We start from the raw sequence: 25,794 nt of genomic DNA on the forward strand, positions 1-25,794 counted from the left end.
GAGGAGGTTCGAAATGAATACTATTTATGTTATGGGGCATAAAAATCCTGATACTGACTCTATCTGTTCTGCCATAGCCTACAGCTACTTTAAGAGGATCATTTCCCCCCAAAACAACTACTTTCCGGTTAGACTTGGCCCTGTAAACAATGAAACAGGGTTTGTCTTTGATTATTTCAAGGAACCGGTTCCTGAGCTGATCGAAAACCTTTACACACAGCTCTCTGACATAGCTTTCGATGAGCCTGTTTCAGTTAAAAAAGAAACGCCCCTATCCGATGTTTGGAACATTATGGGTAAAAACATTACAAATACGGTCAATGTAGTGGATGAAGAAGGCTTTTTCATTGGACTTGTGACAGTAGGAGACATAGCAAGAGCAAGCCTTGAAATATCAGAAGACCTTTCAAGAGTGGCTATTCCCCTTGAAAACATAGAGCGCACCCTCGACGGCCAGATTTTGTGTTCTTACAAAAAAACCTTCAGCGGCAACATTCTTGTGGCTGCAATGGAGTTGGCGACTTTGGAAAGACGACTTGATGAGAAAACACTCATCATCGTAGACGATCGAGAAGATGTGCAGATCTCAGTTTTGAAGAAAGAAGTCCACACTCTTATAATAACAGGGGGCTCAAAGGTTTCAGATCAAGTTTTAAATCTGGCTAAAGAGAAAAAGGTCAACCTTATCACAGTGCCATACCATACTTTCACAACAGTTAAGCGTATTGGGCAAAGCATACCAGTTCAGTATGTAGCAAAATCTCAATCACTCATTACCTTCAGTCTTCAAGAAGAGGTTGATGACGCAAAAGAGATTATGCTTAAACATAAATATCGTCAGTTCCCAATACTCGACAATAAAATTCCTGTAGGAATGTTATCACGCCGGAACCTTCTCAACATTACCGGGAAAAAGGTAATATTGGTTGACCATAACGAAGAGTCACAATCTGCAGAAGGTCTGGAGCAGGCTCAAATACTTGAAGTTATTGACCACCATAGAATAGGGAGTATAGAAACGCTATATCCTATTGTTTTTATAAATCGCCCTGTAGGATGTACTGCGACTATTGTATATGGCTTTTACAGAGACAACGGGATAAAGCCGCCATCGTCAATTGCCGGGCTTATGTGTGCGGCCATCATCTCTGATACTCTTATGTTCAAATCGCCCACTAGCAGCACTCAGGATAGAGAAGCCGCCCAGGAGCTTGCAACAATTGCAGGTATGGATATCGAGACATTCTCCCGCTCCATGTTTGAGGCGGGGACCTCTCTTGAGGGGAAATCTGCAGAAGAGATATTCTTTACAGATTTTAAAATTTTTGATGTTGCTGATTTTAAGGTCGGCATCAGTCAGGTGTTTTTCTATAATACGGAGCGTTCTTTTCATAGAAAAGCCCTTCTCGATTTTATGAAACAGCGAAAATTCCAGGGAAGCTATGATATGCTTCTTCTTATGCTTACTGATATTATTAATGAAGGTTCAGAAATTTTGTACGTAGGAAACCATGAAGAATTTCTTTCCAGCGCATTCGGAGTGCCAATAAGCGGCGGAAGCTTTTATTTGCCCAAGGTCATTTCGAGAAAAAAGCAGGTAATACCACAGTTGTTAGAAGCAATAAAAAGGAGTTGAATACCCTGAAAGATAAAACGGTACTTCTTGTAGACGGCCATGCCCTTGCCTTTCGTGCCTTTTATGCATTGCCTGAACTGACGGCGCCAGATGGAACGCCAACAAACGCGATCCTTGGCTTTATCAACATGATGTTCAAAACTATAGATGACTGCCACCCTGACATGACAGCCGTTGTTTTCGACGCTCCAGGAGCTACGTTCAGGCACGAGATCTACCCGGAATATAAAATGGGACGTCGCCCTACACCTGAAGAGTACAAGGTGCAAGTTCCCTTGCTGCAGCAAGTGGTACGGGCTATGGGCATTAAAGTAGTGGTGAAAGAAGGGGTAGAGGCTGACGATGTCATCGCCTCGGCGGTGTGCGGCGCCGCAAGGCTTGGTGTAAAGGTTATCGCTCTTACTTCAGATAAGGATATTCTTCAGGTGCTTCAGCCCGGAGTTCGAATCATCCGCCCCATAAAAGGGGTCTCGACTTTTACGGAATACAATGAGGCTTCCTTTGAAGAGGAATGGGGGTTCCCTCCCTCTGTCATGCCAGACTACTTAGCCCTTCTAGGTGACGCAGTGGATAATATACCGGGAGTTCCGGGAGTGGGAGAAAAAACAGCAAAAAAACTACTCTCACAATACGTATCACTCGAAGATATTTATGACCACCTTGATGAACTAAAGCCAGGGCTGCAAAAAAAGTTTATAGAAGCGAAGGAAACGGCGTTTAAAAGTCGCGAGCTGATACGTTTAAAGTGCGATCTCCCCTTAACAGTGGAAGAGTTCACGCAGACAGAAGTGAACTTTGAATCCTTTGAAGAGCTCTGCCGGCGTCTGGGCCTGCACAAGATTCTGGATCGGGTTAGAAAATCGGGGGAATACGAAACAACAAAGGAAGAGGTTCAGCTTGAAATAGGCGAAGCAGTGGAGGGCAACCTGGCGGAAATCCTGCATGAAAAAGAATTGGCCTTTTACTGTCTTCCTGAGGGTTTTTACCCCATGAAGCTGGAAAAGGCCCGTATTGCCCTGCGGGCCCAGAGCGGAAGCTACTGGCATGGCGTCGTAAATGCTCATGCCGCACCAGCTTCCCTTCTTGAGTGGCTAAAGACAGGTAATGTCATAACTTCTGATTATAAAATGATGCAGGGTTTTTTTAAAGAAGACGCTCCTTTAAGTGACCGTGTGTGGGATGCCCAAATCGCCCACTATTTACTGCACCCCGATGCAAAATCCCACGGTCCAGAAAGCTGGGCCGCAGAAAGCATAGCGGATCCAGTGGAAATCGCAGGGCAGCTCTGGAGAGTAAAAAATGACTTAAGCAGCAATATCGCTCAGTATCAAGGCCTGGATAAGCTCATGCGAGATGTTGAGCTCCCACTTATTCCAGTGTTATGGCGTATGGAAACGTGGGGGATAGGCCTTAATAGAGAATCCTTCAATGATCTGGATTCAGACCTTGAAATAAGAATTGTTGAAATAGAAGATACCATAGCAGAAAAGGGCGGAGAACGGATAAATCTCAACTCGCCGAAACAGGTGGCCTGGCTTCTTTTTGAAAAATTGAACATGCCGCCTATAAAAGAAACAAAAACAGGGTACTCCACCGACGTTACCGTTCTTGAAGAACTTGTTAAAATGGGGCTCCCTGAGAAAGAAGTGCCGGAACTTATACTTGAACACCGCGAGCTTTCTAAAATGCGATCTGGCTTTGTTCATCCCCTTGTGAGTGCCGCTGATGAAAATACAGACCTGATCCACGGTACTTTCGAATCCACTTCTACCGGAACAGGACGCCTGAGCAGCCGAGACCCCAACCTGCAGAACCTGCCAGCCTTTGGACAATGGTCCACCCGTCTTAAAGAGGGGCTCGTCCCTCATAAGGACGGAAACATATTTGTAGCCGCAGACTATTCTCAGGTAGAACTTCGAGTTTTAGCCCATCTCTGTGATGAGAAACGTTTAAAAGAAGCCTTTGAAGCACGGCGTGATATCCATACAGAAACAGCATCCTGGATCTTTAATGTAAATCCCCAGATGGTAACGCCGGAACTTCGTCGTTTCGCGAAAGTTGTAAACTTCGGCCTTCTTTATGGCATGAGTTCTTTTGGCCTGGCAAGCCGCCTAGGCATCGGACAGCAAGAGGCAGGAGATATTATTAACAGGTACTTTAGGGCCCTCCCGAAGGTTCGGGATTATATTGAAAAAAGCTATCAGGACGCCAGGAAACGTGGTTATGCTGTTACAGACTTCGGCAGAATTCGTCCGCTGGATGAAGTTTCTGTGAACCCGCGGGATCGAGGAGCCTTGAAACGTATCGCAGTAAACACCCCTATTCAGGGAACAGCTGCTGATATTGCCAGAATGGCCATGATCAAATTTTATAAGCATTTTGAGAAACGGCAGAATGTTCATCTTGTTTTGCAAATTCACGACTCTCTCGTTTGTGAGTGTGCAGCAGAAGAAAAAGAAGCTGTCGTAAAAGATTTGACAGACATTATGGAATCAGCGGCCACGCTATCCGTACCCCTTAAAGTAGAAGCAACCTGGGGGCATTCTCTGGCAGAAGTCTAGGTTTTTACGTAGCCTTATTAGTCGAATATATGTTAGAATACGCCGTTAGCATTGGTTTATGTCAAGGGAGGCAGATGTGCTTTGTTAATGCGTTCATTAAGGGAAAATATGCGTTGGATCATGTTTGGTTTTGTCGTTATTTTTGTGCTCTCAATTTTTGGGATGTATGGCTTCAGCGGGCGGCAGCGAGCTCCAAAGGGAGAAGGGGTACAAGATTACGCAGTTGCTGAGATAGACGGCAAAAAAGTTATGCGTTCAACCTTAGAAGCAAACGTAATGAACTATGTAGAGAGAAACAATGTAAAAGACGTTTCATCCAATGATTTGATGGCGATCCGTCAGGCTGTTCTTGACGGCATGATCATAGAAACAGAGCTGGCCAAAGCTGTTCAAAGCAGGGGAGTTAAAGCTTCTGATCAGGAAATTGACGATGTTATCAAACAGATAAGTTCCCAGTTCCCTACGATAGAGGCCTTTCAGAAGCATCTCTCCGACAATGACATCAAGATGGATGCCTTGAGAGCCAATATAGGCACCCAGCTTTCTCAACAGAAGGTTGTTGAGCAGGCTGCGAGCACAGTTGTGGTGACCCCTGAAGAAGTTCAGGAATTCTACGACAAAGGCAAGGATGCTTTCTTTAGCCGGCCGGCAGGGCGAAAGGTTGTTTATGCCCGTTTCAGCAATAAAGAAGCGGCAGACAAAATCTACGAAGAGCTAAAAAAAGACGGCTCCAAGTGGGATGCCCTGCTGGAAGAGGTAACTTCAGAAGACAAGAAAGAAAGCATTGGCTATGAAGCTCCAGTCTTTGTTCCTGAGTCAGGCATGCAGGATAAATTCGAAACGCTGAAAGACCTTTCTGTTGGCCAGGTAGCTCCTCCCATCGAGATTACGAGCAACGACATAATGGTCGTTCTCAATAAAGAGGTTCTTGAAGCGAGCACTGTTTCCTTTGATGAAGTCAGCAACGATATCAAAGCTCTGCTGACGAATCAAAAGAACGAAGAAGCCCAGATGAAATTTGTCAGCGAACTTAAAGAAAATGCGAAAGTTGTTATTTTGGATGAATCTATTTTCCCAAAACCAGTAGAAGAAACACAAGAAGCGGAAAACACAACTCAGCCAGTCGCAGATGAGCAGAAAGAAGAGAAAAAAGACTAATAGGAAGACTACATAACAAGAAATAAAAGTTTGAAAAAGCTTGACAGAACTAGGTTCCCTTAATAGAATAGTTCCCGCAGTCTAAGGAGAGATGGCCGAGTGGTCGAAGGCGCTCGCCTGCTAAGTGAGTGGGGCTTTGCCGCCCCCGAGGGTTCGAATCCCTCTCTCTCCGCCATTTAATAAAACAAGCAATTACGAAGAAGTACGAAAACCCGCTTGATAAGCGGGTTTTTTCTATTTTGACAGTCCGACACCTTACGGCTAAAATCGGGGGGTACCGGAGATAAACCGGACACAGAGCCGGACACAACAAAATCTCTGACCGTACACATAAGGAGAGACTGTCAATGCTGACTGATACTGCGATACGCAAGGCAAAGCCGAGAGAGAGAAGATATATGCTTTCTGACAGCGATGGTCTGTATTTGGAGATCATGACGAGCGGTAAAAAATACTGGCGGTTAAGGTATTGGGTTGACAAAAAAGAATATAAACAATCTTTAGGGCAATATCCCGCAATAACACTAAAAGAAGCTAGAGATCTTCGAGATCAGGCAAAAATGGCTATCGCTCGAACTGGCCAACCACTATCAAACGATAGAACACGATCTTTTCAGGACGTTGCAACAGAGTGGTTTAAGAAAAAAATAGAAGGTGTAAGAAGCCCTGGGCACATAGAAACAGTAGCCTCTCGATTAAAAAGATATCTTTTTCCTGCTCTTGGTACTAGGCCCATACCCGAAATAACACCTATTGAAATTCTGCAAGTACTACGTCAAATAGAAGCCCAAGGCAAGGTCGAAACAGCTCACAGGGTACGTCAAATATGCGGACAGGTGTTCAGATATGGTGTTACCACAGGAAGATGCACTGGGGACCCTACAGCGACCTTAAAAGGAGCTCTAACGCCTAAGGTTGTTGTGCACCATGCAAGTTTAACGAACAAGGAAGATATCGCCGGGCTTATGCGATCAATAGATAGCATGAATACCTTGCAGGTGAAAAATGCCTTGTTTTTTTTAGCCTACACGTTTGTTCGACCTGGAGAACTGCGGAAGGCTGAATGGTCAGAGATTAACATAGATAAAAAAGAGTGGCGCATTCCCGCTGAGAAGATGAAAATGCGGCGGCTACATATCGTACCTCTTTCTTCTCAAGCACTGGGCGTTCTTAAAACATTGAAAACTATTTCAGCAAATAGTAGGTATTTATTCCCGTCAACTCGAACAAAAGACAGACCTATGAGCGAGAATACTCTTCTTGCCGCAATCAGGCGGCTCGGGTACACGAAAGAAGAGATGACTCCGCATGGATTCAGGAGCATGGCAAGCACGGTGTTGAATGAACATGGATGGGCTCCTGACGTGATTGAGCGTCAACTTGCTCACGTTGAAGGTAACTCTGTTCGTGCTGCCTATAACTATGCGGAGTATCTTCCGGAGAGACGAGAAATGATGCAGTGGTGGGGGAATTGGCTGGAGGAGTTGAAATAAACGTTAATTCCAATTCACTGCTATGACATCCCGCATGCAGCCAAAGGAAGATTTTTTTTGACGAATGTCATTAGGTAGAGTAAGCCCATTAGAAAAAGCCATAAATTCATGGCCTACTTCTTTTGTCTGCGCTGTATAGTTAAGGGAATATGTAATTGCTCGATAGTCGCTATAAAGCTTACGAACTTCAGGAACGTTATCATAGGATATAATCCACGGGTATTCTAGTTTCTGTATATAATTGGCTAAGATTGAGTGATCCTCTGGCTGATAAAAATTGTCGTAAAGTCCGGCACCTTTTTCATAATATGGGGGGTCTAGATAGAAAAAATAAGGCTCAGAATCCTTCTTATGTTGAAATACTTTAAGGAACTCTACCGCATCCATGCGGGAAAGGGTTATTTGATCTCTTCGATTTGCAATTCTTTGAATGCGATTAATGAGATTACTTTTTGAAAAACGAGCGCTTAGTTTCCATTCTCCAGATTGATTTTTCCCTCCAATAACACCGCCCTTAATGATACCTGAACGGTTCGTTCGATTAAGAAAGAACGTTGAAAAAGCAAGCTCTAGAGAACCAGAAAGATCTTCTGCATGAGATTGAATAGCCTTTTGTCTATGCCACTCTCCAATGGTAATAGGAGTGTCTAGCTCAATTTTCGGATACCAGTAATTTTGAGCACATATGATAGCTCTATCATGACAAAATTCCCCATAAATAAAAAAATGTGCTTTTGCTTCTTCACTATGCTTTGAAAAAAAGCTTTCCCCTTTATTTCCTAATTGAGGAAGTAACTCTCCATTTTCAAAATAAACGTCTTCTCCCTTAAATTTTTTGTTCTCAGAATCGATGTCTTTTTTAGTCCTTTTAAATTCTATAAGTAAAAAATTCCCTTCAAAATTGAGGATGGCATCTCCAGCTTCTTCTGGATTGCCATCAAGAGGGAATATGCTTATAAGCCCGCGTTCCAACATATGTAAAAAAAATTTATATTCAACCGTTTTTTCCCACCAAATCATATTATTGCCCCCCATCTTTTTCATTCGCCAAATGGCTCTATTGCTTAAATCCCCTAAATTATTTTCAAAAAATCAGCCTCAGACATTATCTCTATTGGAAAACCTTTCGCTCTCAGGTCTTCTGCTTTCTTCGTCTTGGCACTTCTTTCCCCATCAGTGAATAGGGAATAATCCTGAATGCCCATCACAAGATAATTCGTTTGCATCGTAACGCCTTGTTGAGGGGTCCCACCGGCTTTTTCAACCAGGCAAAAAGCTTCCTCTCTAGTCATAGATACCAATGTTCCTGTAAAAGTAATCTTTTTCTCGTAAAAAGGGTGAAAAGGATCTTTGCCACATTCTTCGGGAGAAGGATGTCGCGGTTTTGCTCTTGCAGGAAAATGAATTCCTGAAGGTGTGTACTCCCCGTTACAGATTCCTCCGATGCGGAATCTCAGCTCTTTTTTTAGTTTTTTTAAATCGTTAACATTATGCTCCCTGCACGCTGCCAAAATGATTTCAGCTGAACACTTTGCATCTTCTTCCGCGTCGTGATGTATAAGAGGCAATCCTAGATGACCTGCTACTACAGGCAGGGAGAATGAAGACAAAAAAGGCCATGCTCCTTTGGAAACAGCGACAGAGCAAACAATGTCACAATCTGGAATATCTAAACTGTAAAGGGGAAGGGTGTTTCGAATAACGCTAATGTCGAAAGAGGCGTTATGCGCAACGACGGTAGCGTTTGTAAGTAGAGGCTTAACTTCTTCCCATATTTGGTTGAATTCAGGCTTGTTTTTTACATTGCGTTTTTGAATACCATGAATTCTAACGTTGAAAGGATTGAAGTAATAGTAATCTTTAGGTGGCTTTATGAGCCACGATTTTGTTTCTGTAATTTCGCCATTTTCAACAATAGCTATTCCAAGAGCACATGGGCTGCATCTTTTCTCATTCGCTGTTTCAAAATCTATAGCTACAAAGTTGAGTATTTAAATAACCTCCTCCCTGCATATTTCCAAATATAAGTTTTAAGAAAAAAGCGTTAGCTGACATTCTTTACGTAACAACTTATCAGTGAAATCTCTCCTGGATTTCAGTGGTTTTTGTAACTTCTTTTGGGGGCCATTGATCAAGAAGTGGACGAACTCGTCTTGAGTCATGCTGTGAGATGTGTTGTTTTCTGTAAAATGCCATGAAAACTTTACATGTCCTGGGAAACGTTTCCCATCTTGAATACTTGCAGGGGACGCAGCATCGATTTGAATCAAAGGAGAGACACTTGAGCCCGCATAAGAGTTTTTATAAATAATGTCTCCCTTGGCAAAGCCAAAGTTAGAGCCTTGGGTCCAGGCAAGAAAGGAGACGGTGTTTTTGTTGCGCTCCATCAGCTGTATATCTAAAGCGGCATTAAAACAGTCGGGAACATGCATATACCAGTCTGAACAATATTTGCATCTGATAGTTTGCAAGATCCTTCCTGAGCGAATATCGTTATCATTTGTGCTTGACGCCTTAAGCAATGTCTTAAGTGTTGACAAGGAACCCAGCGTTGTTTCTTGGCACATGTTAATGCCATGTTTTAATTCGCTTTTTAAAGTGGTGTAGAGCTCGTTTTTTGCTCTTTGTAGACTATTGCTCAAGCGGAACTTTATTTTTGTCCCCCTGTTATATTTTTTATCAAAAGAAATAAAATTCTTATCAAGTAGTTCTTCAATACCTTTATTTGGCAACTCCCATGTTTGCCAGTCGAGTTTTTTCATGAGCTTTTTGTATTTCGAAGGGTCTTCTTTTTGCAGTTTTTTGTTTATCTCTTCTGCATGTTGATGTCCGATAATGTCGATGTGCAAAATAAAAGCAAGCATCGTTCTTGCATCGGGTGAAAGAGTGTCTATGTTCATTTTGAATATTCCCACCTACCTAGTCTGAAAGTTCGTAAATATAACTTCCCCAATAGAGCGCATCATCTGATGTACAGTCGAAATCATCTTGAAACAAATTCTTTTTCAAATGGGTTCGTACTTTACCTCGGATGCCACGAGCCTCTTCTTTGAATTTCACTATGCAGTAGTCTTTTTTAAGTTCATCAACAGATTCTGGACAAAGTGAATAGACAAGTTTGATTGTTTCTTTCTTTGTTCGTGGACATTTTAAATTATTTTCTTTTAAGACTTGGCGTAAATCTCTGATGTGGACTAAGACAAGAAGTCTTTCTGGTGAATCCACTTCTTGTAAGATTTCTTTAGAAAGCAACTCTCTATGACTAGATTCATCACGGCAATAAATCCATGAGCCAGTGTCTAGACCATATATCCAACGCGTCAAAAGTGCGTAAAGTTCTTTTTGGGAATCTTCTTGAAGGGAGTCAATTTTGTGCTTTTTATCTTCATTGAAAGTTATAACAACGTTGGAAATTTTACCGAGATCTATAATTCCGAGCTCATGGGCAAGACAATAAATATGTTTACAAGGGATAGTGTGTTTACGTTTGAAGGCTCGTTTAAAGTCTGTGCAAGTGCAGGATGTAAGAGTAGTGATATATGGAGTAGAGCTACTTCCTTTAATTGTGCAAGAACCTTTTACCGCATCTAGATTATCTACCTTAGCGATAAGTTGAGCTCGCTCCATACGCCTTTGTTGGGGTGGCTCGTCATGTATTTTATCTCCCCAGTGCATTCGCCAAAGACAATGGAGACAAATATCCCCACTATATTCAGCGCCGCACCTTTCACATTTCATGCTGGTCACTCCTTAAGTAGTAAAACGTGTATTTTAGATAAAGATCAAATTCCTTTCCTTGGAACCGCCGTTAGAAGTGTCACTTTCCCGACGATATAAAAAAGTCCCATGTTTATTTCTTCTTTAGTAAAGCTTCTGGGCTTGTATTGGGGGGCAGCAGAACGGATTTCAACAGAACCATCTTTTGTGTCGAAATATACCCATTTTATTGCCCATTCTTTTTGCAAGCCAAAACAAACTAAGGCAACATCACCGTCATATACTTCTTCTGCGGGATTCACAACGACTGTGCTTCTGTCAGGGATTCCGGCGCCTTCCATACTATCTCCTTCAACCAAAACGGCAAACGGCTTTTTATCAGCATCTATAGAGATATTTCCTACGACATCAATGGGTAGAAGTATCGTTTTTTCAGCGCTAGCATAAATCTCAATCATGCCCCCATTACCTCGTCCGGCACATGCAATAGCTGTTGGATCAAGAACAGGTATTTCAATCCATTGATCAAAATGCCTAATAGAATCTTTTCGAACAGTTGCTTCTTTAGAGGCGGCTGGCTCTTCTGTCTCTCCCATAAGGTAGGCTATGGATGTCCCAAGAATAGAGGCTAAGCGTTTTTTATCTTCATCAGAGGGGGCGTTCATATCGGCTTCCCAACGATACATAGTATTCTCGGATATACCGAGAACTTTTGCTAAATCTCTTTGTTTAAACCCTCTTACCTTCCTCAGAGCCTTTAATCTTTTCCCTAACGACATTTTAATCACCCATATTACTCTACACACAATTAAGGCAAACATCAATCTGATTAAAGTTCATACCAGAGGAATAAAAGCCTTAACATATTGTAGATATAGGGCTTTTGTCCTATTGATTAATAATTATGTTAAGTGTAATATCTACACTAAGTTAAGGGTATGAAGAAAATTAAGGAAAGGGGGCGATCCTTTGAAAGGAATCTCCGTTCAAAGAAAAAGAAAAAAAATGACGCAGATTCAGCTTGCTGCAGCTATGGGTGTTACAGAAAACACGATTTATAGATGGGAATCCGATAATCCTGCACATGAGGTAGATCCAGGAATTAAGAACCTTAAAAAACTGGCAGATTTATTTAGTTGCACAATTGACGAACTGATAAACCCTACACCCCTCCGCAGGAAAGAGAGCTCAGCGGCTTCCATCTAATAAACATTCTTGCGGAGGCTATACAGGCAGTTCAAATATTGCATGAAACTTGCGATACGCCGGAAGAAGTAACAGTGATATTCCAAGACCTTATGGATAACGGGGAAGCGAACACTGAAAAAGGATTTCTGTTTGTTTATGCGCTTCGGAAACTCAATAAGTATATAGAGGCTCTTTCAGGAATAAAAACAAAGCGAGCAGGGACCTTGATAGTCGAATAGAGAGAGCTCAGGAGGTGTGTTATGTCGATACTGTACGGAGTAAACAAGATAAGAACTACGAATGACCATGACGAAGTGAATTCTTTGTTGTCTCAAGGTTGGGTGCTATTGGCGATAGGAGAGAAGGAATATGTGCTGGGAAGAATAGAGGCTAACAGGTTGTCTCCTCGCCGTCCATCTCATCTTCAAGAACACCTTGAGGACGTCCCAAAGTAACATGTACAGCATTTATGAACGTCAAACAGGTCAAATGGTCGCAAAGGAGGTTACGACATCATGAACATCCCGGATTTCGGTTTTATGCGACTCCCGCAAGTTCTTCAAGTCATACCGGTTTCACGAACAACATGGTACGACGGAATTAGAGAGGGACGGTTCCCCAAAGGAATAAAAATCACTGGAAATATAGTTGGTTGGAAAGTATCTGACATAAAAAATCTTGTTCAGAAAATTGAAGAGGAGGCCGAAGCGAATGCTTGAAAAAATAGGGAAAAGTCTTTTAAAGATGTTGGCTAAAAACGGCGTGATAAGCGGCCCATACTATTTCAAGGGAATATGGTTTGCAAAAAGAGAGGCTTCCAGTCTTCTCAGTGCCATTTGCGGAGCGGATGAACGGAAAAGGCTTAGCGCAAGATATAAAGATATATCAATCAGAGACGTTCAAAAGCTTTCAGCTTTCGTAGAAGAGGGTTAACAATGCATTGCGTTGTATGGCTTTCAAAGGCTCAAGCTTTAAAAGAATTTGATGACGCTATTGAACTGCAACGTGTTAGGACGGCACATGCAGAGGTGTTACATCAAAAATATAACGATAGTCTAAGCAGAAAAAAGATTAGAGATGAGATTGCGCAGCTGGCAAATCTCCAAAAACAAAGAGAAAGAATGTGTCTGGCATGAAAAGAGCTGTCCGAAATGCAGTTGTTAGTTTGTTGAACTATAGAGGGCAAAAATTGCGAGGCGTTGTTTTTCGACGAACTGAAGAGAACACTCGTACGAGGGAAATAATAGTAAAAGCTTGCCAAAGGATAAAAAGAGAGTCTCTGATCCGAAAATCAGAGACTGTTTGAAAACTTATAGGCTAGGAGCTGTAACTCCTAGCCTCATTTTAGCATATTGAGGAGGATGCGGCGTAATGACTGACTTTGATATCGCTGGAATGTGTACGGCTAGAGCAAAGCTCACTTCCATGGCGAAAGTGCCCCAACCGAACAAATCAAGTGGCATTACTCGAAAAATAGTAACGGAGCTTTATTGTGAAATTAGAGATGCCCGCATAGCGGGATATAGCTGGCAAAAAATAGCAGATGCAATAACCTCAACGATGAATATAAAACTTACCGGGAGTGGTATTTCCTACGTTTTTCGCACTCTTGACCATCAATATGAGCAAGAGACCGGGGTAGCGGCGCTACCTGTAGGTCGGAATGGCAGGTAATCAGATGAAAAAAATTTATATAGCACATCCACTGCGAGGAGAAACAGCCGATATCGATGAAATTTGGAAAAATAGTGTAGCTATAGATACTATATGCCGCAACGTATCAGCCATAGTGGGAGCCAAAGACACACTACTTCTTTCTCCCATTCATGCATTTAGTTTTATGCCTGTTTTTGGCGACCAAAAAGATGTTTTTGAACAATGCCGAAACATGCTATCTCTTGCCGATGAGGTTTGGGTATTCGGCGATTGGGCGAGCTCTGAAGGTTGCAAGATGGAAATAGAGTATGCCAATAAGCTGAACATCCCTGTGGTCTTTCACCACAACAAAATCAAGGAACTAGACGAATGCCTAGCGTAGAGTATGAGATTTTTGTCGCTGTAGGAAAGTATGTAGATAAAAGCGGTCGTGAGAGAACAAAGCAACAGCGTGTAGGGGAAATATTCTTACATTCGGATGGGAATAGATATATTCGGCTAGATCCGTTTTTCAATTTTGCAGCATGCGAGCGCAAACATGGTAACGACAAACTTTTTTTGAGATGTGTAAAGCCCAAGGAGGTTTAGTCATGGATAATTTACGAATTGTTGTCGAAGACGATCTTTTTATACCTAAAAGAAAAAATATTGGCGATGCCGGAGCAGACATTAGAAGTGCTATAGATGTTGTTATTTATCCAGGTGAAGCTTGCAACATTCCAGCTGGTTTTAAGGTAGCTATTCCATATCAATATGGCGGCTTTATTTTTCCAAGAAGCGGATTGGCCTATAAGCATGGAATTCACCTCTGTAACGGGGTAGGCGTAATTGATCATCAGTATCGAGGCGAAGTAATGCTTCCTCTTCGAAATGATGGTACAAAGCCCTTTACCATTCAGCGTGGAGACAGACTAGCCCAGATGGTGATTCTCAAAGTGGAATTACCAGGCTTTGTAGTTGTAGATGTACTGGATGAAACCGAGCGTGGAGAGGGCGGTTTTGGCAGTACAGGGGTGAAATAGCATGTCTGCGAATGACATTAAAGTTGTAGATTGCAGGGCATTTCCTTTTGCGAGGGTTGATATTCCTGTGATTATGGATTCAGATCTGTCAACATATGAAAAAATGGTGTATGTAGCTCTTTGTACGTTTGCGTCAAGAGCTAATTCGTGCTTCCCTTCTGTAAAAACCCTTGCAAAGGCGGCTTCTTGTTCTGCACGGCAAGTTAGAAGATGCCTTGAGGGACTTGAAAAAAGAGGACTTATACGTATTCATGAAAGAATGACAGAGAAGGGGCAATCATCGAATATTTACGATATTTTGGGGGCTCAGGGGATGACAGAGAGTCAGCCCCCCATGACTGGTAGTCATACCCCCCCTGACAGTGAGTCACCCAGAACTATATTTAGTGAACTAGATACTACTTCTCTTTCAGAGAAGGAAGAACCCCCCTCTGACGAGGCCCTTCCTTCACAGGAAAATGCAGAATTCGTTGATATTGATGAGGTTCCTCAGGTGATGCGCCCAACCGTGGAATATTTCTTGCTCAAAACGGGTAGAAAGGGAATTACGCCAGGAGAACTTTCCGCGGTCAAAACCCTCGAAAAGATTCATGTTCCCGCACGGGTGAACCAAGAGATTGGGAAGGCTGTATCGCGATACGAGAAAAAGAAACGTCCGCTGCACACTCTCACTCTCGAATATATTTACGAAAGCTTGAAATATCAGACTTCGGGGCGGAATGGCAAATCTAAAACACAAAGGGCTTTGACACCTGACGACCCATACGAAAAACAGCGAGCGTCTGACTTAAAAGAGTGGGAATCCAGGCAACAGCAGGCTTTGCTTGAAAAATACGGAGGTGATCTTGAATGACAGAGACGATGACAAGCCTAGAAGCTTTGTTAACTCAGTACCCTCGTAGAAAAGCCCAAGACGAGAAAAAAGCACTCGAATATTTACAGCAATATTTTAAAGATCCGTCGCTCACGATAGAAGCCTTAGATAATTCTGCTTCAGACATTCTTTACGTACAAGAGCAAGATCGTTATTGCACTCATTGCCCGGGATATGGCGGGTGTAAATACCGCGGAATGAGGTATGTAATGCGTTTTGAAGAATTATTTGGTCGGCAAGTTTTATCAATAAAAGTAGGTAACTGCCTAGATCGCCAAAAATACGAGAAGCAAAAGAAAACTGAACAGTTGGTAAAAACGAGCAAAATTCCAGAAGCCATGAAACGCTGTACTTTCGATACATTTAAGACCATGGATGATCCTATCATCAGAACTGCAAAGGGTTTGGCCATGGCGAGTGTGGAAGATGGTTTCTCTCTCGTTTTAGGTGGTGGTACGGGTGTGGGAAAAACCCATCTGGCCATTGCTATAGTTCAGTCTCTTACTTCACGTGGGAAAAGCGCAGTATTCGTGCCGGTGGTTGATTTGCTTGATGAAATCCGTTCGGGCTTTGAGGATGGAACAGCAAATAAAACCCAACAGGCCGTAAAAGATGCCGATTGTATAGCCATTGATGATTTAGGGGCACAGAGAAAGGATAAAAGTTGGGTCGATGAGCAACTTTTTTCTCTCATAGACGCACGGTACAGGTCGGGGAAACAGACAGTGATAACAACAAATGCGTGCTCTATGTCACAGCTTAAAGAAATGTTGGGTGAGCACGGTACGAGAATAGTTTCTCGGCTGACAGAGATGTCGCACCCCTTGTTTATCAAGGCGCGGGATTTTAGAACACGCAAGAATGTGCAGAAGAAACTGCCTATAGGAAGGTAACGCAGGAGGTAAACGGCATGCATGAAAAAACAATGGCACTCCCTGAAGAAAAACCAATTTTGTTTAATAGCGAAATGGTAAGGACTATTTTACAAGGCAAGAAAACGATGAGTCGAATTGCTCTTACAGAGCATTTTAAAAAATCTCACTTTTTATGGACACCTTTCAGTTGTCCATTCGGTAATATAGGTGCCCATCTTTGGGTAAAAGAAAAATGGGCCGTAGAAAAGAGTTTAAATGCTGATCCACCAAGTAATTTCAGGTATTGGCCTGTATGGTTTGCAGCTGATGGGGCATATTTTTGTATAGATAATGCCGATAGCAGGTACGGATTCCATAATCCAAAGGCTATTCGTGGCAAGTGGCGATCTGCGGTACATATGCCGCGATGGGCAAGTAGAATAACTCTAAGGATAACTAATGTACGCATTGATCTTCTTCAACGAATATCCATAAATGATATAAAAAAAGAAGGGGTGGATCCAATACAAAACTCTGCAATTAATTGTCTTGAAGATACATGCGAAAAAATTTACAAAGACAATTTTATAAAACTTTGGGATTCTACTGCTAAGGACGGTAAAAAATGGAGAGATAACCCATGGGTGTGGGTTCTTGAGTTTGAAAGAGTGTAAGGTAGGATAAACAGAATGAGGATATGAAGAGGACAAATAATGGCTAGCCATATGAAATGCAAATACTGCGGAGGCCCTCCAAAAATAGAAATTCTAACAGAAGTTGGAAATAAAATAACCATAATATGTTCAGAATGTTATGGTCAACAAACAGGCCCATGTGAAACATTAGAAGAAGCGTGGGAAAAGTGGGATAACCCTAAAAAAGGGGAGAAGCCTATTTATAAATTTGAGGGAGATACTTTAGAAGAAAAGGTATATAACGCCTGGTTTAAGCAACAGCAAGGGTAAGGAAGTAGAGGAGGATGACAATGAATGAGATAGAGCGCTTATCAGCAATTATAGATTTACTTGTGACCTACCACCCATCAGGCGTAATGGTCTTATTGGGAGAGCGTCCTCCTCTTTCTGATGTCGAGTGGTTTGAGCTAGCGCAGTCTATTAAAAGCGAAGATGATATTGAGCGGGTAGATTCAAGTGTGAATACTGACGCTTTTTTCGGCCAAATAGCAGCTGGAGATGCCATTGTTCAATTCCTTGAGACATTAGGTACATGGGAAACGGTAGTCCAGTCAGCAAGATCATTCAGAAAAGTATTTCCTGCTGACTGGAATATGTTTATAGATCATGTCAGATACATGGATAATCCTTTCTCTTCAAGGCTTTATAAAGAAAGTATGTTAGCACGTGTTGCAACAAAATATTCCGTTAATCCTAAAACAGTGACAAGAAGACGTAAGACGGTACCATTGGCAATAGCTCGTGAGGTGATAGGAGGCTTTCAGCTCGCGTTGTTTGGAGAATAAAAACCAAAGTCTCTAATACTCCGTTAATAATATGTTTGATGTTCCGCTGATAATCTTTTTAAAACTGTTAAAATGGTAGTGTGGAAATAAATACGAAAGGCCCTGGCAGATTCTTCTGTTGGGGCCTTTTTTATTGAGAGGAGGCATCAGCATGGCGAGGCAGTATGTTCTCTGGGGAATTCCAGAGAAAAAATGCGTACGTATTGGCATGTCTGATGTACGATGTTCCCCTCTCCCTTTTGGAGCCGAAATCATTACGTACATGGAATTCTGTGATCTTCGTATAATGCGCCGTTGGTGCGAACGAAGGGCAAAGAGGGGCTGGTCTATTAATCGAATGAGACAGGCGTGTGGTGGGCGATGAACACAGTTCAACCGCTTAAAGATCGAAAACAAATCAAAGCGATGCTCAAATATCTTCATAAGAAAAATTTTAGAGATTACGGTTGGGTTTTTATGGGAATACACGTTGGGTTGCGGATAACGGATCTTCTAAAACTAAAAGTGAAAGATGTTCTTGTTGAAAAGCCTGGGGGCAGAAGGCAGATTCGAACACACATAAACATAAAAGAAAACAAGACAAGAAAAACCCGTCTTATAAAGATAAATAATCCCGTCAGAGATTTTTTAAGAGAATATCTAACACCTTTTAAAGAAGCTGAGATGGAATATCCTCTTTTTATTTCACGCAAGAGAAACAAAGATGGAAGTCTTAGAAGCATCACTAGGCAAACAGCGTACGCAATTCTTAAAGAGGCAAAAGAGGCCTGCGGAATAGAAGAATCAGTAGGAACACACACTATACGTAAAACATGGGGATACTGGGCTTATAAAACTACAAAAGATATAGCTGCCATACAAGAGATATATGGCCACAACTCAGCAAAGGACACGCTTCGCTACATTTGCGTTGATCAAGTCCAGAAGGATTTTATCTATGAAAGTGTTACCTTCCAGGGAATTAAATAAGCGATATAAATAAGTTTTTTAATAAACGCAAAATTAAGTCATTTATAACTGGCAACAAAGCCTGTGTTCATGCGGCTCGAAGTTGTAGTTGGCGAATGTTACAGAACATAAGTTATGTCAGATTCACGTTAGATCAGCTCCGCCTTTCTATCAAGGCGCAAAGCCTGTAGTAGAGCGGGTTATATAAATATTTAGTCTTATGAGGAAGTTTTTTACAAAGTGTAGGTGATCGCTATTTTATGGCAATTTAAACTAAAGTTTATATTTGGTATTTGGGAGAGAGGTGAACTCATGCCCAGAAAACCCGGTGAAGCGTGGATGGAAAAGAAGCGAAAACGGCGGGAGAAGCAATATAACCAGTTGAGGCCGAAGCTACATAAGTTTTATGCTTCCACTCGGTGGAGGAAGCTCAGAGAACTTTATAGGTCCGCACATCCGATATGTGAGGAATGTGAACGGAACGGGAAAGTTAGATTAGCAGAAATGGTTGACCACATTCTGCCGATTAGTGAAGGCGGTGCGCCTCTTGACGAAAGTAATTTACAAAGTTTATGTCGGGCGTGCCATAACAAAAAGCATGGGTAGGGGGGGATAAAATCTCTACAACCTGAGCCCTAAGTCAACGGCGTGGATTAGATTGTGCGTGTCCGCAAGTTTCGCTTAGCCTTTTGAATTGGAGGTGATGAGATGGGCAGGCGGGGACCAAGGCCAAAACCTGACAAACTGAAAGCTTTGGAGGGGAATCCAGGAAAGCGGAAGCTGAATTTGGATGCTCAGGAACCAGAGGGAAGACCGCTCTGTCCGTCGACTCTTGGTCAAGGTGCTAAAAACGAATGGAAAAGAATAGCCAAGGACCTTTATGATCTAGGGCTCTTAAGCAAAATAGACAGAGCAGCCCTCGCAGTTTATTGTGACGCGTATTCCAAATGGCTGGAAGCCACGGAAACGATAAACAGAGAAGGTATGACAATGTCATATACCAACGTTCGTGGAGAAGTGAATTTAGTGCCTCGTCCCGAGGTGGCCATGGCCATCAAATACGCTCAGATAATCAAGTCCTTTTGTGCTGAATTTGGCCTGACTCCGTCTTCGAGGTGTCGTCTGGTTCTCCCGAAGGATAAAGAAATCGACCCATTTGAGGCTGATTTTGAATGAAATGGTATCGTCCCGATGTCAAGAATAAATATCCCCATGTGGAGTTTGACGCCGAGAAGCTACCCCTTACCATAGCGGATGAACACGCTGTCTCAACTGGTCACTACTTTGACGAGCGTGCAGGCAAGCGTGTTATCAATTTCTTTGAACGGTATCTAAAGCACTCCCAGGGGAGATGGGCAGGCGAGCCTTTTTTGCTTATGGACTGGCAGAAATACAACTTCTTAGCGCCGCTCTTCGGATGGAAACGCAAAGATGGGACGCGGCGGTTTCGACAGGCTTACATAGAGATTCCGAAGAAGAATGGAAAATCAGAGTTATGTTCCGGTCTGGGACTTTACCTGACTATGGCAGACGGCGAGCAGGGTGCAGAAGTTTATACTGCAGCTGCTGACCGGCAGCAGGCCAGCATTGTTTTTGGCGGGTCAGAGAGAATGATTTTGAAGAGCCCGGCACTGAAGAAAAGGCTGAAAAGAAGGCCGTCTACCAAGACTATCTATTATCCAAAAACAAACAGCATCTACCAGGCTCTGAGCGCAGACGTACCGACGAAAGAAGGGCTCAACATTCACGGCTTGATCTTTGACGAGCTTCATGCTCAGAAAAAACGAGCCCTTTGGGATACGTTGCGCTATGGCGGGGCTGCAAGGGATCAGCCACTTATCATTTCAATTACTACAGCGGGGTTCGACCGATACACGATCTGCTGGGAACAGCATGAATACGCCAGAAAGATTCTCAAAGGGCTACTATTTGATGATTCGTTCTTTGCCCTGATCTATTCAACGAATTGGGAAGATGCAGAAGCAAGAAATTCTGACATTGAGGAAATAGACTGGCGTGATGAGGATGCGTGGGTTATGGCAAACCCCTCCTTGGGAGAGACTATAAAACTGGAAAACTTTCGGCAGGAATGCCTGGAAGCCCAAGAATCACCTGCGAAAGAAAATGCTTTTAAACGCTATAGACTCAATGTCTGGACGAGAGCAGAAACACGATGGTTTGACCTTGCCATGTGGAAAGCCTGCGGCGGTGAATTCGATACAGAAATACTCTGGAACCGCAGGTGTTATGGCGGGTTGGATATGGCCTCTGTCAATGACCTTGCATCTTTTACTTTGGTCTTTGAACCAGCGGAAGATGGCCTTCTGTACGTTTTGAATAAATCATGGTGCCCTCTGGAAAACTTGTGGAAGAGAGTCAAAAAAAATAAGGTACCCTATGATCATTGGATGGGAAAGGGGTATCTAATAGGGACTGAGGGTAATGCTATCGATGACAGGGCGATAGCTCAGGAAGTAATAGCTTTTAAAAAACAATATCCGGCTCTTGAGTTAATAGGCTTTGACCGTTGGGGGGCAAAAGAAGTTACAAGAATAATCGAAGACGCTGGCATTGATGTGGTCCCGGTAGGGCAAGGATATGCTTCAATGACTGCTCCATCAAAAATACTCGAAACCCATGTTTTGAATGAAACGCTCAGGCATGGTGATAACCCAGTTCTTACCTGGGCAGCAGATAACGTGGTTATTTCTTCTGATCCAGCGGGGAATATTAAGCCAAACAAAGAAAAATCTACAGAAAAAATAGACCCTATCGTTTCTCTTGTTATAGCCATAGCAGCTATGCAGGAGGCTCAAGACGAGCGAGAATCCGTTTACGAATCGCGCGGATTGATAACACTTTAGGCCCGAAAGGGTCTTTTTTAATGCCCGGATGGAGGTGAAAGAGCTGAAAAAACCATTTTTTTCGCGTTTTTTGGACGCTTTCCGGCGGGGAATGAGCTTGTCAGTTCACCCCTCCGAGACCGAAATAATTCGCATTTTGACGGGGGAGACAGGAGATGCCGTGGTGGACGAAGAAAAAGCCATGAGGTTCTCAGCAGTCTACTCCTGCGTACGCGTTCTCTCGGAGTCAGTAGCGCAACTGCCGCTCAAAATCTACCGGCGCAAAGGCGATGAACGGCAGGAGGCTGCCGACCATTATCTTTATCCACTCCTGCACGGTGCCCCGAACCCTCGGCAGACAGCGTTTTCGTTCTGGGAGGCCGTCACCGCATCACTCGCCTTGTGGGGGAACGCATATGCCCTCATCGACCTTGACAACGCCGGACGGGTGGCAGCGCTCTGGTTCCTCGATCCATCCACGGTCACACCCAGGAAGGTCCTCACCACAGGAGAACTCGTATATGACGTGGCGATGAAGGACGGCACCAGCCGGACGTTCCTGTGGGGAGAACTGTTCCACATCCCGGGTCTGGGCTTCGACGGCCTTCGGGGTCATTCCGTGGTGAAGGTGGCGGCGGAGGCCATCGGGCAGGGGATAGCGGCGAGCGAGTACGCCGGGAGATTTTTCGACAATGACGCGACACCGAGGGGTGTACTGGAGACGGACGCGTTTTTCAAAGACCCGTCAGCCGTCGAACGTCTCAGAAAGTCGTGGAACGACCTGTATCAAGGCACGGACAACGCCCACCGGGTGGCCATCCTTGAAAACGGTCTGAAATTCAAACCGCTGACGATCAATCCCGAGGACGCGCAACTTCTCGAAACGAGAAAATTCAACCGCTCAGAGATCGCCGGGATCTTCCGTGTGCCTCTGCACATGATCGGCGACCTGGACAAGGCGACGTTCAGCAACATCGAACACCAGAGTATCGACTTCGTGAAATTCAGTCTCTCGCCATGGCTCAAAAGGATTGAACAGGCTATATCCCTGCAGCTCTTATCTCCGGGGGAGCGCAAGAGGTATTTTGCAGAGTTCAAGCCGGAAGGCATGTTAAAGGGCGACGTGAAATCACGTTATGATGCATACGAGGTCGCCATCCGCAGCGGTTGGATGAGCATCAACGAGGTCCGGTCACTGGAGAATCTTAATCCGGTCGAAGGCGGCGATGAACACTACCTGCAGATGCAAATGATACCCATCTCGCAGGCGGGAAAGGAGGCAGAGGATGGACAGCAGGGAAATACGAGCGATCCCGGCGGAGTTCCGGATACAGCAGGCGGAGAATGAGCCGCTGAAAATCATTGGCTACGCGGCGCGGTTCAACGAGCTCTCGGAAGAAATGTGGGGCATGCGGGAAAAAATCGCCCAAGGCGCATTTACTGAGGCCATCGGGAAAAGCGACGTAAGAGCCTTGTGGAACCACGATCCGAACTACGTTTTAGGACGCACAAAAAACGGCACCCTGCAGATCCGCGAGGACGAGCAGGGGCTTTTTTATGAGGTCACACCGCCGGACGCGCAGTGGGCGCGGGACTTGGTGGAGAGCATCAAGCGCGGGGACGTTGATCAGTCGAGCTTCGCCTTCACGGTGGACGTGGAGCAATGGGACGAGTCTGGGAACCCTGTAGTCAGGACCATCGTTAAGGTCCGGGAACTGTATGACGTTTCACCTGTTACGTATCCGGCGTACCCCACGGCCACCAGCGGGGTACGGAGCCTTGGCGACGTGGCGAAGGAGCATAAAAAAGAACCGGCACCAAAAGCCCCGGAATATCTCCGGGAAAAAATCCGACTGTTGGAGGTTTGAAATGAATATCAGGGAAATGATGGAAGCACGCGCAACGATGGTAGCAGAGGCCCGTAAGCTCCTGGACACGGCAGAGGCTGAAAAGCGGGAACTGAGCGCCGAGGAGAGGGCACAGTACGATAAGGCGTTTGACGAGGCCCGGAAGCTCGGAGACAAAATCCAGCGGGAGCAGGAACTCCGTGAAGAGGAAAGGCGGCTCGCAGAGGCCGGACGGCTGGAACCCGAGGGTAAGAAAGAGAATCCTGAAGAAAGGAAACTTCAGGCATTCCGGAGCTTCCTCATCAACGGCAACGCGGCCGAATATCGCGCTCTGGCCAACGACAGCGACGCGTCCGGAGGGTTTCTCCACGCCGCCGAGCAGTTCGTGGCACGGCTCATCAAGGGGCTGGATAACCGGGTATTTGTCCGTCAGTACGCCACCGTCCTGCCCGTGACCGGCAGCGATACCCTTGGTGTTCCGACGCTTACGGCTGACCCTGCCGATCCCACGTGGACCACGGAAATAGCCGCTCCCTCCGAGGACAGCACCATGGCCTTCGGACGGCGCAGCTTGCAGCCCGAACAGCTCTCCAAGCTGATCAAAATTTCCATGAAACTGCTTCGGACCAGCGCACTGCCGATTGAAAACCTTGTCGCGGACCGCCTGGCGTACAAATTCGCCGTTGCACAGGAAAACGCGTTCCTCAACGGCGACGGCGACGGAGAACCCCTTGGGATTTTCACCGCCGACGCAAACGGCATCAACACGGACCGGGACGTGAGCACCGGCAACAGTGATACGGCTGTTACCGCCGACGGACTCACCGAGGCGAAATACGCGCTCAAGGCGCAGTACCGCGGCTCCGCCCGGTGGATCTTCCACCGCGACGGTGTGAAGAAAATCAGCAAACTGAAGGACGGCGAAGGACAGTACCTCTGGCGGCCCGGCATTACCGTGGGCGAGCCGGACATCCTCATGGGGCTGCCCGTTGATGAGTCTGAATACGTTCCCACCACATGGACCACCGGCCTGTACGTCGGCGCGCTCTGCAACTGGTCGAACTACTGGATAGCAGAGCTCCAGGGCGTGGAACTGCAGCGGCTCGTCGAACTTTACGCGGGAACCTCCCAGATCGGCTTCATTGGCAGAATGTACGCCGACGGAGCCCCTGTCCTCGCCGAGTCGTTTGTCCGCGTCAAGCTCGGATAGAAGGGGGTGCCTTGAGTGAACCTCTCTGAAAATTGCAAGGTGATGATGGTCAAGGCCGCGCAGGACTCCGGTACCGCTGCCATAACCACGGACGTGGTGGACATGGCCGGATACCGGGAGGTTGTTTTTCTCGGCTCTATCACCACAAAAAACGCGGGCAATTTTGTAAATCTCCAGGAAGACAGCGCCAGCAACGGCGCGACCCTGGCGGACCTCGCCGGAACGAAGGCGGCCAGCAACAAGACGTATTTCAAGGTTGGGCTCGTTCGCCCGCTGAAACGGTATGTAGCCGCGAAAATCACGCGCGGAGTTGCGACCGCGACGGGGCCGGTGTGGGCTATCCTGTTCAAATCCCGTGCCGCCCCGATAACTTCGGCGGCCACTGATCTCGACGAGGAAACGCACGTTTCGCCCATCGCGGGCACGGCATGAGAAGAGGGGCTTAAAGCCCCTCTTTTTTACATTCTGATTAAGGAGATGAACGCATGAGCTACAACGCTAAAGTGTACATGAAACAAGGCGGTGACGAGCTGGTGGTCAATGCTGGCGGGAAGATAACCGCAGCCGGGACACAGGCGAGTAACATCGCAGATCTCGCAGAAGCGGCAGATGGGCCCGCAATAGTTACGGCGGTGAATGCCATACTCGCAGCTCTTGAGGGTGTCGGTATCCTCGCCTCCGAGTAGGGGGGTGACGGTATGAGACTGACACGGGTATCCGTTCCCGTCCTCACGAACGCAGAGGGCGCGGCGACGGTCTACACTCCGGCGTTAAACGGGATGGTACGCTCCGTGCGGTACATCAAACCAACTAGCGGCGGGCTGGACGTAGGATCGGACATCGACATCGTGACGGACAAAGGCGCGGTGGTTGTCTGGGACAAGGACGACCTTGCGGCGAGCGCCGTTATTTATCCGATGGTGAAGGCGCAAGACAACACGGGCACGGACGTGGATGGTTCCTACGCCCCGATCCCGGTCTGTGACGAACGGATCAAAATCACCGTGGCCAACGGCGGCAACGCCGGGGCCGGGACGTTTGAATTTATCATCGAGGGGGTGGTGTTGTGAGAGTGAAAATGCTGACACGCGCCGCCGGCCCTGACTGGAAGGCCGATGCAGGTGTTGAAATTGACCTGCCTCTCAATGTGGCTGCCGGGCTGGTATCCGGAGGCTACGCCGTGGCTATCGAAAAGGCGAAACCTGCACCGCCGCCTGTGGTGGCTCCGGTGGTGGAAACGGCTGCAGTGGAACCTCCTGCGGAGAAAGCCGTCAAGGCAAAAGCAAAGCCCCGGAAAAAGTGAGGTG

Annotated in this window: 35 protein-coding genes and 1 tRNA gene; 31 read left to right on the forward strand and 5 right to left on the reverse strand. The window is 45.3% G+C overall.

The genetic code is table 11. The features are described from left to right. The first annotated feature begins 13 nt into the window (after positions 1–13). From B2U56_RS05940 to B2U56_RS05960, 5 genes are all read left to right on the forward strand, one after another. The gene (locus tag B2U56_RS05940; protein WP_273312455.1) at positions 14–1,636 is read left to right on the forward strand and encodes a putative manganese-dependent inorganic diphosphatase; all 1,623 of its coding nucleotides are present in this window, start codon (positions 14–16) and stop codon (positions 1,634–1,636) included. Continuing rightward, complete coding sequence (gene polA / locus B2U56_RS05945) at positions 1,633–4,197, forward strand: DNA polymerase I (RefSeq protein ID WP_286952774.1); 2,565 nt, start codon at positions 1,633–1,635, stop codon at positions 4,195–4,197. The genes B2U56_RS05940 and polA overlap by 4 nt, the downstream gene beginning before the upstream one ends. An 87-nt stretch (positions 4,198–4,284) precedes the next feature. Continuing rightward, complete coding sequence (locus B2U56_RS05950; RefSeq protein WP_286953109.1) at positions 4,285–5,355, forward strand: peptidylprolyl isomerase; 1,071 nt, start codon at positions 4,285–4,287, stop codon at positions 5,353–5,355. Between the two features lie 85 nt (positions 5,356–5,440). Beyond that, positions 5,441–5,530: transfer RNA gene (locus B2U56_RS05955), tRNA-Ser, on the forward strand. 172 nt (positions 5,531–5,702) lie between these two features. After that, on the forward strand, positions 5,703–6,848 hold the full coding sequence (locus tag B2U56_RS05960; RefSeq protein ID WP_286952776.1) for a tyrosine-type recombinase/integrase: 1,146 nt from the start codon (positions 5,703–5,705) through the stop codon (positions 6,846–6,848). Between the two features lie 3 nt (positions 6,849–6,851). Here the strand turns inward: B2U56_RS05960 and B2U56_RS05965 are convergent, their stop codons facing one another. From B2U56_RS05965 to B2U56_RS05985, 5 genes are read right to left on the reverse strand one after another with little or no spacing between them, the layout of a single operon-like run. Then, complete coding sequence (locus tag B2U56_RS05965; RefSeq protein WP_286952777.1) at positions 6,852–7,868, reverse strand: DNA adenine methylase; 1,017 nt, start codon at positions 7,866–7,868, stop codon at positions 6,852–6,854. A gap of 53 nt (positions 7,869–7,921) precedes the next feature. Further along, on the reverse strand, positions 7,922–8,839 hold the full coding sequence (locus B2U56_RS05970) for an exonuclease domain-containing protein (RefSeq protein WP_349679262.1): 918 nt from the start codon (positions 8,837–8,839) through the stop codon (positions 7,922–7,924). A gap of 39 nt (positions 8,840–8,878) precedes the next feature. Continuing rightward, positions 8,879–9,748: a hypothetical protein gene (locus tag B2U56_RS05975; RefSeq protein WP_286677285.1), complete on the reverse strand. Its 870-nt coding sequence runs from the start codon at positions 9,746–9,748 to the stop codon at positions 8,879–8,881. A 19-nt stretch (positions 9,749–9,767) separates the two neighbouring features. Beyond that, complete coding sequence (locus tag B2U56_RS05980; RefSeq protein WP_286952778.1) at positions 9,768–10,586, reverse strand: hypothetical protein; 819 nt, start codon at positions 10,584–10,586, stop codon at positions 9,768–9,770. Positions 10,587–10,630: 44 nt separating this feature from the next. Further along, a complete protein-coding gene (locus B2U56_RS05985) occupies positions 10,631–11,344 on the reverse strand; it encodes a helix-turn-helix domain-containing protein (protein WP_286952779.1) in 714 nt (237 codons plus the stop codon). 190 nt (positions 11,345–11,534) lie between these two features. Between B2U56_RS05985 and B2U56_RS05990 the strand changes: the two genes are divergently transcribed. The 26 genes from B2U56_RS05990 (at position 11,535) to B2U56_RS06110 (ending at position 25,790) form a co-directional block, all read left to right on the forward strand. Then, entirely contained in the window at positions 11,535–11,771 is a 237-nt protein-coding gene (locus B2U56_RS05990; RefSeq protein WP_286952780.1) for a helix-turn-helix transcriptional regulator, read from the forward strand. Between the two features lie 38 nt (positions 11,772–11,809). Further along, positions 11,810–11,992: a hypothetical protein gene (locus B2U56_RS05995; protein ID WP_286952781.1), complete on the forward strand. Its 183-nt coding sequence runs from the start codon at positions 11,810–11,812 to the stop codon at positions 11,990–11,992. A 21-nt stretch (positions 11,993–12,013) separates the two neighbouring features. Further along, complete coding sequence (locus B2U56_RS06000) at positions 12,014–12,208, forward strand: hypothetical protein (protein WP_286677290.1); 195 nt, start codon at positions 12,014–12,016, stop codon at positions 12,206–12,208. Positions 12,209–12,268: 60 nt separating this feature from the next. After that, positions 12,269–12,472, forward strand: coding sequence for a helix-turn-helix transcriptional regulator (locus B2U56_RS06005; protein WP_286677291.1), 204 nt, complete (start codon positions 12,269–12,271; stop codon positions 12,470–12,472). Continuing rightward, positions 12,465–12,686 (forward strand): hypothetical protein, encoded by a 222-nt coding sequence (locus B2U56_RS06010; RefSeq protein ID WP_286677292.1) that lies wholly within the window; start codon positions 12,465–12,467, stop codon positions 12,684–12,686. Before B2U56_RS06005 ends, B2U56_RS06010 begins: the two co-directional genes overlap by 8 nt. 2 nt (positions 12,687–12,688) lie before the next feature. Beyond that, complete coding sequence (locus B2U56_RS06015) at positions 12,689–12,889, forward strand: hypothetical protein (RefSeq protein ID WP_286677293.1); 201 nt, start codon at positions 12,689–12,691, stop codon at positions 12,887–12,889. A gap of 235 nt (positions 12,890–13,124) precedes the next feature. After that, positions 13,125–13,427 (forward strand): hypothetical protein, encoded by a 303-nt coding sequence (locus B2U56_RS06020; RefSeq protein WP_286952782.1) that lies wholly within the window; start codon positions 13,125–13,127, stop codon positions 13,425–13,427. A 4-nt stretch (positions 13,428–13,431) separates the two neighbouring features. Next, complete coding sequence (locus B2U56_RS06025; RefSeq protein ID WP_286952783.1) at positions 13,432–13,791, forward strand: DUF4406 domain-containing protein; 360 nt, start codon at positions 13,432–13,434, stop codon at positions 13,789–13,791. Positions 13,792–13,999: 208 nt separating this feature from the next. After that, positions 14,000–14,431, forward strand: a complete 432-nt coding sequence (gene dut, locus B2U56_RS06030; protein ID WP_286952784.1) for a dUTP diphosphatase — start codon at positions 14,000–14,002, stop codon at positions 14,429–14,431. A gap of 1 nt (position 14,432) precedes the next feature. Next, on the forward strand, positions 14,433–15,284 hold the full coding sequence (locus B2U56_RS06035; protein WP_286952785.1) for a helix-turn-helix domain-containing protein: 852 nt from the start codon (positions 14,433–14,435) through the stop codon (positions 15,282–15,284). Continuing rightward, positions 15,281–16,198, forward strand: coding sequence for an ATP-binding protein (locus B2U56_RS06040; RefSeq protein WP_286952786.1), 918 nt, complete (start codon positions 15,281–15,283; stop codon positions 16,196–16,198). The genes B2U56_RS06035 and B2U56_RS06040 overlap by 4 nt, the downstream gene beginning before the upstream one ends. Before the next feature lie 17 nt (positions 16,199–16,215). Continuing rightward, on the forward strand, positions 16,216–16,833 hold the full coding sequence (locus tag B2U56_RS06045) for a hypothetical protein (protein WP_286952787.1): 618 nt from the start codon (positions 16,216–16,218) through the stop codon (positions 16,831–16,833). Positions 16,834–16,872: 39 nt separating this feature from the next. After that, positions 16,873–17,124 carry a hypothetical protein gene (locus tag B2U56_RS06050; RefSeq protein ID WP_286952788.1) on the forward strand — a complete coding sequence of 84 codons (252 nt, stop codon included), beginning with the start codon at positions 16,873–16,875 and terminating at the stop codon, positions 17,122–17,124. Between the two features lie 20 nt (positions 17,125–17,144). Further along, positions 17,145–17,639: a hypothetical protein gene (locus B2U56_RS06055; RefSeq protein ID WP_286952789.1), complete on the forward strand. Its 495-nt coding sequence runs from the start codon at positions 17,145–17,147 to the stop codon at positions 17,637–17,639. Between the two features lie 151 nt (positions 17,640–17,790). Beyond that, positions 17,791–18,003, forward strand: coding sequence for a hypothetical protein (locus tag B2U56_RS06060; RefSeq protein ID WP_286952790.1), 213 nt, complete (start codon positions 17,791–17,793; stop codon positions 18,001–18,003). Further along, a complete protein-coding gene (locus B2U56_RS06065) occupies positions 18,000–18,608 on the forward strand; it encodes a tyrosine-type recombinase/integrase (RefSeq protein ID WP_013048512.1) in 609 nt (202 codons plus the stop codon). Before B2U56_RS06060 ends, B2U56_RS06065 begins: the two co-directional genes overlap by 4 nt. A gap of 318 nt (positions 18,609–18,926) precedes the next feature. Further along, positions 18,927–19,193 (forward strand): HNH endonuclease, encoded by a 267-nt coding sequence (locus B2U56_RS09805; RefSeq protein ID WP_414631800.1) that lies wholly within the window; start codon positions 18,927–18,929, stop codon positions 19,191–19,193. Positions 19,194–19,295: 102 nt separating this feature from the next. Then, positions 19,296–19,763 carry a phage terminase small subunit P27 family gene (locus B2U56_RS06070; RefSeq protein ID WP_286952791.1) on the forward strand — a complete coding sequence of 156 codons (468 nt, stop codon included), beginning with the start codon at positions 19,296–19,298 and terminating at the stop codon, positions 19,761–19,763. Then, the gene (locus tag B2U56_RS06075; protein ID WP_286952792.1) at positions 19,760–21,451 is read left to right on the forward strand and encodes a terminase large subunit; all 1,692 of its coding nucleotides are present in this window, start codon (positions 19,760–19,762) and stop codon (positions 21,449–21,451) included. Before B2U56_RS06070 ends, B2U56_RS06075 begins: the two co-directional genes overlap by 4 nt. A gap of 163 nt (positions 21,452–21,614) precedes the next feature. Next, positions 21,615–22,778: a phage portal protein gene (locus B2U56_RS06080; RefSeq protein ID WP_286952793.1), complete on the forward strand. Its 1,164-nt coding sequence runs from the start codon at positions 21,615–21,617 to the stop codon at positions 22,776–22,778. Then, complete coding sequence (locus B2U56_RS06085) at positions 22,717–23,298, forward strand: HK97 family phage prohead protease (RefSeq protein WP_286952794.1); 582 nt, start codon at positions 22,717–22,719, stop codon at positions 23,296–23,298. The genes B2U56_RS06080 and B2U56_RS06085 overlap by 62 nt, the downstream gene beginning before the upstream one ends. A 1-nt stretch (position 23,299) precedes the next feature. Next, positions 23,300–24,487: a phage major capsid protein gene (locus B2U56_RS06090; protein WP_286952795.1), complete on the forward strand. Its 1,188-nt coding sequence runs from the start codon at positions 23,300–23,302 to the stop codon at positions 24,485–24,487. A gap of 15 nt (positions 24,488–24,502) precedes the next feature. Further along, positions 24,503–24,919, forward strand: a complete 417-nt coding sequence (locus B2U56_RS06095) for a hypothetical protein (protein ID WP_286952796.1) — start codon at positions 24,503–24,505, stop codon at positions 24,917–24,919. Between the two features lie 53 nt (positions 24,920–24,972). Next, positions 24,973–25,173: a hypothetical protein gene (locus B2U56_RS06100; RefSeq protein ID WP_286952797.1), complete on the forward strand. Its 201-nt coding sequence runs from the start codon at positions 24,973–24,975 to the stop codon at positions 25,171–25,173. A gap of 12 nt (positions 25,174–25,185) precedes the next feature. Beyond that, positions 25,186–25,557 (forward strand): hypothetical protein, encoded by a 372-nt coding sequence (locus B2U56_RS06105; RefSeq protein WP_286952799.1) that lies wholly within the window; start codon positions 25,186–25,188, stop codon positions 25,555–25,557. Positions 25,558–25,565: 8 nt separating this feature from the next. After that, a complete protein-coding gene (locus B2U56_RS06110; protein ID WP_286952800.1) occupies positions 25,566–25,790 on the forward strand; it encodes a hypothetical protein in 225 nt (74 codons plus the stop codon). The last annotated feature ends 4 nt before the right edge of the window (positions 25,791–25,794 follow it).

Origin of the sequence: Aminobacterium sp. UBA4987 (genome assembly GCF_002396985.1) — a bacterium.
Lineage (GTDB): Bacteria > Synergistota > Synergistia > Synergistales > Aminobacteriaceae > Aminobacterium > Aminobacterium colombiense.